8 protein-coding genes are annotated in these 8,344 nt (G+C 54.1%); 2 read left to right on the top strand and 6 right to left on the bottom strand.

Going from position 1 to position 8,344, the window contains the following annotated elements; translation table 11 throughout:
* Nucleotides 1–176 precede the first annotated feature (176 nt).
* The 5 genes from QLG09_RS21390 to aspA form a co-directional block, all read right to left on the bottom strand.
* Nucleotides 177–752, bottom strand: a complete 576-nt coding sequence (locus tag QLG09_RS21390; RefSeq protein ID WP_020882970.1) for a transcriptional regulator — start codon at nt 750–752, stop codon at nt 177–179.
* Between the two features lie 49 nt (nt 753–801).
* Nucleotides 802–2,505 carry a protein-disulfide reductase DsbD gene (locus QLG09_RS21385; RefSeq protein ID WP_049023904.1) on the bottom strand — a complete coding sequence of 568 codons (1,704 nt, stop codon included), beginning with the start codon at nt 2,503–2,505 and terminating at the stop codon, nt 802–804.
* Complete coding sequence (cutA, locus tag QLG09_RS21380; RefSeq protein WP_014168278.1) at nt 2,481–2,804, bottom strand: divalent cation tolerance protein CutA; 324 nt, start codon at nt 2,802–2,804, stop codon at nt 2,481–2,483. Before cutA ends, QLG09_RS21385 begins: the two co-directional genes overlap by 25 nt.
* Nucleotides 2,805–2,917: 113 nt before the next feature.
* Nucleotides 2,918–4,219, bottom strand: a complete 1,302-nt coding sequence (locus tag QLG09_RS21375; RefSeq protein WP_006178930.1) for an anaerobic C4-dicarboxylate transporter — start codon at nt 4,217–4,219, stop codon at nt 2,918–2,920.
* A gap of 116 nt (nt 4,220–4,335) precedes the next feature.
* Nucleotides 4,336–5,772 (bottom strand): aspartate ammonia-lyase, encoded by a 1,437-nt coding sequence (gene aspA / locus QLG09_RS21370; RefSeq protein WP_020882968.1) that lies wholly within the window; start codon nt 5,770–5,772, stop codon nt 4,336–4,338.
* Between the two features lie 334 nt (nt 5,773–6,106).
* Here aspA and QLG09_RS21365 point away from each other — a divergent pair, with 334 nt between their 5' ends.
* Entirely contained in the window at nt 6,107–6,571 is a 465-nt protein-coding gene (locus tag QLG09_RS21365; protein ID WP_049023905.1) for an FxsA family protein, read from the top strand.
* A gap of 42 nt (nt 6,572–6,613) precedes the next feature.
* Here the strand turns inward: QLG09_RS21365 and yjeH are convergent, their stop codons facing one another.
* Entirely contained in the window at nt 6,614–7,852 is a 1,239-nt protein-coding gene (yjeH, locus tag QLG09_RS21360) for an L-methionine/branched-chain amino acid transporter (protein ID WP_049023906.1), read from the bottom strand.
* 178 nt (nt 7,853–8,030) lie between these two features.
* Between yjeH and QLG09_RS21355 the strand changes: the two genes are divergently transcribed.
* The gene (locus QLG09_RS21355) at nt 8,031–8,324 is read left to right on the top strand and encodes a co-chaperone GroES (RefSeq protein WP_003855929.1); all 294 of its coding nucleotides are present in this window, start codon (nt 8,031–8,033) and stop codon (nt 8,322–8,324) included.
* Nucleotides 8,325–8,344: the final 20 nt, after the last annotated feature.

The following is an 8,344-nucleotide window of genomic DNA, read 5'->3' as shown; positions in this document are numbered from 1 at the left end:
AGGACACGGGGATTTTCAATCCCCTGCTCTACCGACTGAGCTATCCGGGCAACGGAGCGCATTAAACCGCAATCGCGCCTGATCGTCAACACTATTTCGGGAAAAGCCGTTCAACTGCTTAACTTTGCGGCAATCTGACGGTTTACGCGCCGAACAGGTCAAATTCTTCAGACAGATTACGTCAGCGCACCACCCATACGACACTGCGCAAAACGCAGGATATCTTCGGCCAAACGGTGTGCTGTATCCACATCGGCCTGGCTACGGTTTACCAGCATGCGGCTCAGGCAACCTTCCAGTACCAGCTCCATCTGCTTAGCGACCATCGCCGGGTCATCCACTTCGAGCGTGGTCAGCAGTTCGTGCGTGAAATCATGCGCCGCCCGCTTTTGCTGATCCGCCAGTTGATGGATAGGATGGCCGGGGTCAGGGTAGAAGGTGCAGGCGGCAATAAACAGGCAACCCGGATAACGGTTGTTGCTTACGCATTCGCTCAGGGCGGTATAACGCGCCAGCAGCTTTTGCTCCGCAGTCAGTTCTTCATTTAACATCAGCTGCCTGCGCCAGACATCAACCTGCTGGCTGAGATAACGCAGGGCATCGTAAAGCAGCGCCTCTTTATCCGGCCAGAAGCGCATGAGTTCATCCAGAGGATAATCAATACGGTCGGCTACCATCTCAAGCGTGGTGCTGGCGATCCCTTGAATCTCAAGTAATTGCAGGGCTTGTCCCAGTACGTCTTCGCGTTGCACGGTTATCTCCTCCGTTATTCCCAACGGTTTGTCCCGTTTCAAGTGTTGTTTACGGTTGGCGATTGCGCAAATGCGCGCTGAATGCCGTCGCGTCCATAAACCCGGTTACACGCTGTGCGGGCTGCTCCTGGCCCTGTTCGTTGAAGAACAGAATGGTTGGCAGACCCAGCACGTTAAGTTGCTTCAGCAGTGCCTTATCCGCTGTACTGTTGGCGGTGACGTTTGCCTGGAGCAGAACCGTCTCTTTCAGTGCACTTTGCACCTGCGGATCGCTAAACGTGTACTTTTCGAATTCTTTACAGGCGACACACCAGTCAGCATACAGATCCAGCATGACCGGTTTGCCTTCCGCCTGCGCCAGTGCGCTGTTGAGTTCATCCACGTTCTTTATCTGGATGAAGTTCAAATGCGCCTGCGTTTGTCCCGCGGGTGTGCCAAATGCCCAGTCCTGCAGTGGCCGTACGCTCACCAGCGCGGCGGCGAGCAGGAGGATTTGCACCAGACGCATCCACGGCTTTTTCGCTGCCAGGCTTGTGATAAACGCCCAACAGAAGAAGGCAACACCGAGCATTGCCCACAGGCGCATCCCCCAGACGTCGCCGATAATACGCTCGAGCAAGAACACCGGCAGCGCCAGAATGACAAAACCAAACGCGGTTTTCACCGTCTCCATCCACGGGCCGCTCTTGGGCAGCAGACGGTTGCCAAATACCGTTACCAGAATCAATGGCAGACCCATTCCCAGCGCATAGAGATACAACGTACCACCGCCGAGCCACAGGTTACCGCTCTGGGCAATATACAGCAGGATTGCGCTCAGTGGCGCGGTAGTGCACGGTGAGCAAATCAACCCGGCGATGGCACCCATCACGAACACGCCGCCCGGGGAGCCACCCTGCTGACGGTTACTCATCAGCGTTAAGCGAGTCTGCAACGCGGACGGCAGCTGTAAGCTGAACAAACCAAACATCGACAGCGCCAGCAGAATAAATACGATCGACAGGCCAGCCAGCACATAAGGGTGCTGAAGTGCAGCCTGGAACTGCAGTCCGGCAGCAGCAACCACGAGGCCAAGTGCGGTGTAGGTTAACGCCATACCCTGCACGTAGATAAAGGCCAGCAGCAGGGCGCGTGCGGTTGAAAGACGTTGCTTGCCGCCAAGGACAATTCCGGAGATAAGCGGATACATGGGCAGCACGCACGGCGTGAAGGCGATGCCGATACCAATCAGTAAAGCCCACAAGGCGGAGAAGGGCAGTGCTGTGTGACCGTCGTCCTTCATTCCGGCGCTCTCATCTGCGGGAGGCGCAGGCATACTGTCGGCCGCTTTAACTTCGCTCAGCGGAATGACTTTGGTTTCCGGCGGATAGCAGAAGCCCGCGTCGGCACAGCCCTGATACGTGACGGTCACGGTGGCGCCTTTATCGGCCTGATTGACCGCCACTGGCACGCTTAACCGCTGGCGATAGATTTCACTTTTGCCGAAAAACTCGTCTTCATGCCACTCGCCCGCAGGCATCTGAAGTGGGCCTACCTTTGCCTGAGCAGGCGTGATGCTGACCTGCTTGCGATAGAGGTAATACCCCTCTTTTATCTGCCAGGTAAGATTCAGGTCATGCTGGTCTTGTTGAAAATCGAAAACAAATGCCTGGTCGGCAGAAATAACGTTCGAACGGCCGGGAGCGTCAAATAACCCGGCAAAAACTGATGTGCTGCACAGCAGCAGGATCAGCGTAAGGAAGCGTTGAGCCATGAGAGATAATCGTTGTCGCCGTGGACCACTGGCAATACCAGCAGTTCGGGGGTTTGATAGGGATGATGAGATTTGAGGCAGTCCAGGAGTGCCTGCTGGTTCGCCAGATTGGTTTTGAGCAACATCTGGACTTCGTACTCCTGCTCCAGTTTACCTTCCCAGTAGTAAAGGGAGGTGGCGCCAGGAAGGAGCGTCACGCAGGCTGCCAGTTTTTCGGCCAGCACTTTGGCGGCGAGATCCTGGGCAGAGGCTTCATCAGGGGCGGTACAAAGGACAACAACAGCATCAGGCGTGTTCACAAGTCGACCTCCTCATCACGAAAGTCTTCACTATATCACGCAAGGCTATTGGTCATTAATGAAACGGGCCGCAGAGCGGCCCGTTTTTAACTATTTTTACAACCCATCATTGTTTACAGCACGATGCCGCCAATGATAAAGCCGAGGATCACGCACAGCGAGATAGCCACCACGCCCGGGATCAGGAACGCATGGTTAAATACGTACTTACCGATGCGAGTCGAGCCAGTGTCATCCATCTCAACCGCCGCCAGCAGGGTTGGGTAGGTGGGTAAAACGAACAGTGCAGAAACGGCAGCAAACGAGGCGATAGCCGTCAGCGGGGTAACACCCAGCATCAGTGCCGCAGGCATCAGGGCTTTGGTGGTGGCCGCCTGAGAGTAAAGCAGGGTTGCGGCAAAGAACAGCACCACAGCCAGGAGCCACGGATAGTTGTGCAGCAGGTCGCCCGCAACGGTCTGGATATCGCTGATGTGAGCTTTCACGAAGGTATCACCAAGCCAGGCCACACCCAGTACACACACGCAGGCGCTCATACCGGATTTAAAGGTGCTGGCGTTGAGCACTTCGCTGGTGTCGATTTTACAGGTGATGCTGATCAGCGTAGCGATAGTCAGCATGAATACCACAATCGCTTCGTTACGCGGCAGGACCGGGTTCTGGATCAGACCCACGGTGTCACTGATGGCGGTTGCGTAGAACATGACCGCAACGATACCGATCAGGAACAGCAAGACGGAGCGTTTTGCATGCGGCTTCAATTCGAAGACCTGGCTACCACGCAGTTTCACTTCACCTTTTGCCAGACGCTCCTGATAAACCGGATCGTCTTTCAGTTCGGCGCCGAGGAAGTTACACAGCACGGCGGTGATCATCACTGCAATCAGCGTCACCGGAATACAGATGGCCAGCAGCGTCAGGTAACTCACGCCCATAGGCTCAAGGATACCGGCGAAGAAGACCACCGCAGCGGAGATAGGTGATGCGGTAATCGCAATCTGGGACGCGACCACGGCGATCGAGAGGGGACGAGACGGACGGATGCCCTGCTCTTTCGCCACTTCGGTAATGACCGGCAGCGTGGAGAAGGCGGTGTGGCCAGTACCGGCGAGAATGGTCATAAACCATGTCACCAGCGGGGCAAGGAAGGTAATGTATTTTGGATGGCGGCGTAACATACGCTCCGCCAGGCTCACCAGGTAGTCCATACCGCCTGCCACCTGCATGGCTGCGATAGCGGCAATAACCGCCATGATGATTTCGATAACGTCAAAAGGGATTGCGCCGGGTTTAATCTGAAAGATAAGGGTAAGTACGAGCACCCCGAGACCGCCGGCAAAACCAATGCCGATACCCCCGAGTCTTGCTCCCAAATAAATCGCCAACAGGACGATGACGAGTTCTGCTCCAAACATAAGGACCTGCCTTGCTTATTAACAAGTTGATATTGAATTGTTGTATTTTGGTAACGCCTATAAAGAAAAAAGGCACGTCACAAGTGACGTGCCTTAAGGAAGCCTAGCCTGAACTGCTACTGTTCGCTTTCATCGGTATATCGTTTCGCTTTGTATGCCGGGTGCATCAGGTTCTGGGCCGAGAAGATATCGTCCAGCTCGGCTTCGGTCAACAGTCCACGTTCCAGAACGACTTCACGCACGCTCTTACCTGTTTCGGCGCAAATCTTACCGACGATGTCGCCGTTATGGTGGCCGATGAACGGGTTGAGGTAGGTGACGATGCCGATGGAGTTGTAGACATACCCTTCACAAACTTCTTTGTTCGCGGTGATGCCGTTAACGCATTTCTCCAGCAGGTTGTAGCAGGCGTTGGTCAGAATGTGGATGGATTCAAACATTGCCTGGCCGATGACCGGCTCCATGACGTTCAGCTGCAGCTGGCCGGCTTCAGAGGCCATGGTCACGGTTGTATCGTTACCGATGACTTTAAAGCAGACCTGGTTCACCACTTCTGGCACTACCGGGTTCACTTTCGCCGGCATGATGGACGAACCGGCCTGCAGCTCTGGCAGGTTGATTTCATTCAGACCAGCGCGTGGACCGGAAGAGAGCAGGCGCAGGTCATTACAGATTTTGGAGAGTTTCACCGCCAGACGTTTCAGGGCGCTGTGAACCATAACGTACGCGCCGCAGTCGGAGGTGGCTTCAATCAGATCTTCTGCAGGCACAACCGGCAGGTTAGAGACTTCAGCCAGCTTCTGTACCGCCAGCTGCTGGTAACCGTCCGGCGTATTCAGACGCGTGCCGATGGCGGTTGCGCCCAGGTTCACTTCCAGCAGCAGCTCGGAGGTGCGCAGCAGGTTTTTAGTTTCTTCGTTAAGCAGCACGTTAAACGCGTGGAATTCCTGACCGAGGGTCATCGGAACCGCGTCCTGCAGCTGGGTACGACCCATTTTCAGGATGTCCTGGAACTCAACGGCTTTGCGCTGGAAGCCATCACCCAGCTGATTAATGGCGTCCACCAGTTTCACCACGGAGGCATACACCGCGATACGGAAGCCGGTTGGGTAGGCGTCGTTAGTGGACTGACATTTATTAACATGGTCGTTCGGATTCAGATACTGGTATTCACCTTTCTGATGACCCATCAGCTCCAGGCCGATGTTTGCCAGTACTTCATTGGTGTTCATGTTGACGGAGGTACCCGCGCCGCCCTGATAGACATCGACCGGGAACTGATCCATGCATTTGCCGTTGTTCAGCACTTCATCGCAGGCAGCGATAATCGCATTTGCCGCGCTTTTCGGAATGGTTTGCAGCTCTTTATTGGCCAGTGCTGCGGCTTTTTTCACCATCACCATGCCACGTACAAATTCAGGGATGTCGCTGATTTTGTTGTTGCTGATGTAGAAGTTTTCAATCGCTCTCAGAGTGTGAACACCATAGTAGGCATCCGCTGGAACTTCCCTGGTACCCAACAAGTCTTCTTCGATACGAATGTTGTTTAACATGTGAACCTTCTTTTCAAGCTGCCGATGGATTGTACTAAACACACAGTATTTATGTGGTTTGAATATTTTCTGACCGACGATTATTCCCTCAATCAGCCAGATGTTCGAGATCATATGCTGATGATAGCGAATTGCCGTAATCTGGATCACTTATTATCGACCCGATTCCATGATAATTATTAATCTGTGAAATGAGTCACCGCTTTAAAATTTCCAGAAAAAATATCCGTGCAAACCGATTGAATTTTGGCTAACCGTCACCATTTCTTACAGACGCGTTTCGCGAACACATTCAGACAGGGGCCTGAGGGCTCCTGCCACACAGGAGATGCCAGTGCGCTGGGTACCATTTATTGCTTTCTTTCTCTATGTTTACATCGAGATTTCAATTTTTATCCAGGTCGCCCATGTACTGGGTGTCCTGTTAACGCTGATTCTGGTGATTTTCACTTCGGTGATCGGCATGTCGCTGGTGCGTAATCAGGGTTTCAAAAATTTCCTGATAATGCAGCAGAAGATGGCCGCAGGCGAAAGCCCGGCCGCAGAGATGATCAAAAGCGTCTCGCTGATTATTGCTGGCCTGCTGCTGATCATGCCGGGGTTCTTCACTGACTTCCTCGGCCTGCTGCTGCTTCTGCCGCCGGTGCAAAAACACCTGACCATGAAGCTACTGCCGCATCTGCGTTTTAGCCGTATGCCGGGCGGTGGATTCAGCACAGGGCCGGGGGATACTTTCGAAGGGGAGTATCAGCGTAAAGATGAACAGCGCGACCGTTTAGACCATAAAGACGATCGATAAAAGAGGCCAGGCCCGGTAAGCGAATCGCTACCGGGCTTTGTTTTACAGGGTGCCGCGTTTCGGTAAAAACAGCCACAGCCCCGCCAGCATGCTAATCGCATACAGGCTTTTCCACCCCACCATCGCCAGCAACAGCAGGCAAAGCACGCCACCAACCACTGCCAGCGCTTTATAGCGACCTTTCAGCAGACGACAACCCGCCAGCATGCACAGCAGGTAGATCATGATGAAAATCCCGTTGGCGTACACGATCAGGGCATCAAGATTGATATTTAGCGCGTAAATACATAGCGAACTCAAGACGCAGCAGCCCAGCACGGTATTAAGCGCATTCAACGGCAACTGACGTTTAGACAGGCGCGCAAGGCGGCTCTCTGGTCTATCAAGCGCCTGCGACCACACCAGACGCGCAAAGCTCTGGATGTAGATATTGAGGCTGGCAAAACAGGCCAGATAGCCAATAACACAGGCGACCCACAGCGCTTTCAGACCAAACAATTGCACCACAATGCCCGGCAGCGAGGCAGCGGCCGCTTTATCCGCGGCGAACGCGTTGAAATGCAGTACCAGCACGGTACAGGCCCAGTAAACGGTACCTGCTAACAGCAGGCCAATCATCAGGGCGCGCGGGAAATCCCGTTCCGGTTGTTTAAACTCAGAGGCCAGATGGGCGAACGCCTCCAGCCCGACAAAACACCAGAACATCACCGACAGCGCAGCGAACAGCTGCGAATGGTTGATGTCACTTACTGCGGGGAAGGGGATCTCCTTCAGCGTAATATCCCCTTTCCACCAGATGGCGACAATGAGGGCCACAATCAGTATTGCAACGACGGTTTGCAGGTTGGCACTCGAGCTGGCACCCCGTGAGCCGACCCACCAGACGATGGCCAGCGTACCCAGCTCGGCCAGCAGCAGTTGCTCGTTATGCCAGCCAAACAGCGCCTGGCCAAAACCGGTCGCGATATGCAACGCTGCCGGTAGACCGACCGGAATAACAGAAAGAAACAGCCAGCCGGTGACCCGCTCCAGTCGCGGACCAAACGCCATACCGACAAAGTGCGCTACGCCGCCCGCGCTGGGGAAATGCCGTCCGAGGATGGCAAACACGACCGCGACCGGAAACACCAGCACAATCAGCACTGGCCACGCCCACAGGCTATTATTGCCGGCCACCAGAGCTGCCAGCGCGGGTACCGCAAACACACCCGTACCTAACAAGGAGGTCGACAGCAGACCCACGCCCTGCGCCAGTCCCAACTCCTGTTTTAGTCCACTCATTGACATCGCCCTGCCACGATCAAAAGAGAGGCGATGGTAACACTTTCGCAAATTTTTTTTCGTCTGCCCCTTGAAGGGGGAAAAAGCTATCCCCATCTCTCAGGGCACTAGTCGGAAAACCGCGTGCGGACCGGCGTCATCCATAACTGATAATGACTTTCTCAAAGGAGAGCTATCAATGAGTATTCGTCCGTTACATGATCGTGTGATCGTCAAACGTAAAGAAGTTGAAACCAAGTCTGCTGGCGGCATCGTTCTGACTGGTTCTGCAGCAGCAAAATCAACGCGTGGCGAAATCATCGCTGTCGGTAAGGGCCGCATTCTGGAAAACGGAACTGTGCAGCCACTGGACGTTAAAGTTGGTGACATCGTAATTTTCAACGATGGCTACGGCGTGAAATCCGAGAAGATCGACAATGAAGAAGTGTTGATCATGTCCGAAAGCGACATTCTGGCAATTGTTGAAGCGTAATTTTACGCACGAGAATTTGA

Origin of the sequence: Enterobacter sp. V89_11 (assembly GCF_029967775.1) — a bacterium.
GTDB classification, from domain to species: Bacteria; Pseudomonadota; Gammaproteobacteria; order Enterobacterales; family Enterobacteriaceae; genus Enterobacter; species Enterobacter ludwigii.
This window is presented reverse-complemented; position numbering and strand designations above follow the sequence as displayed.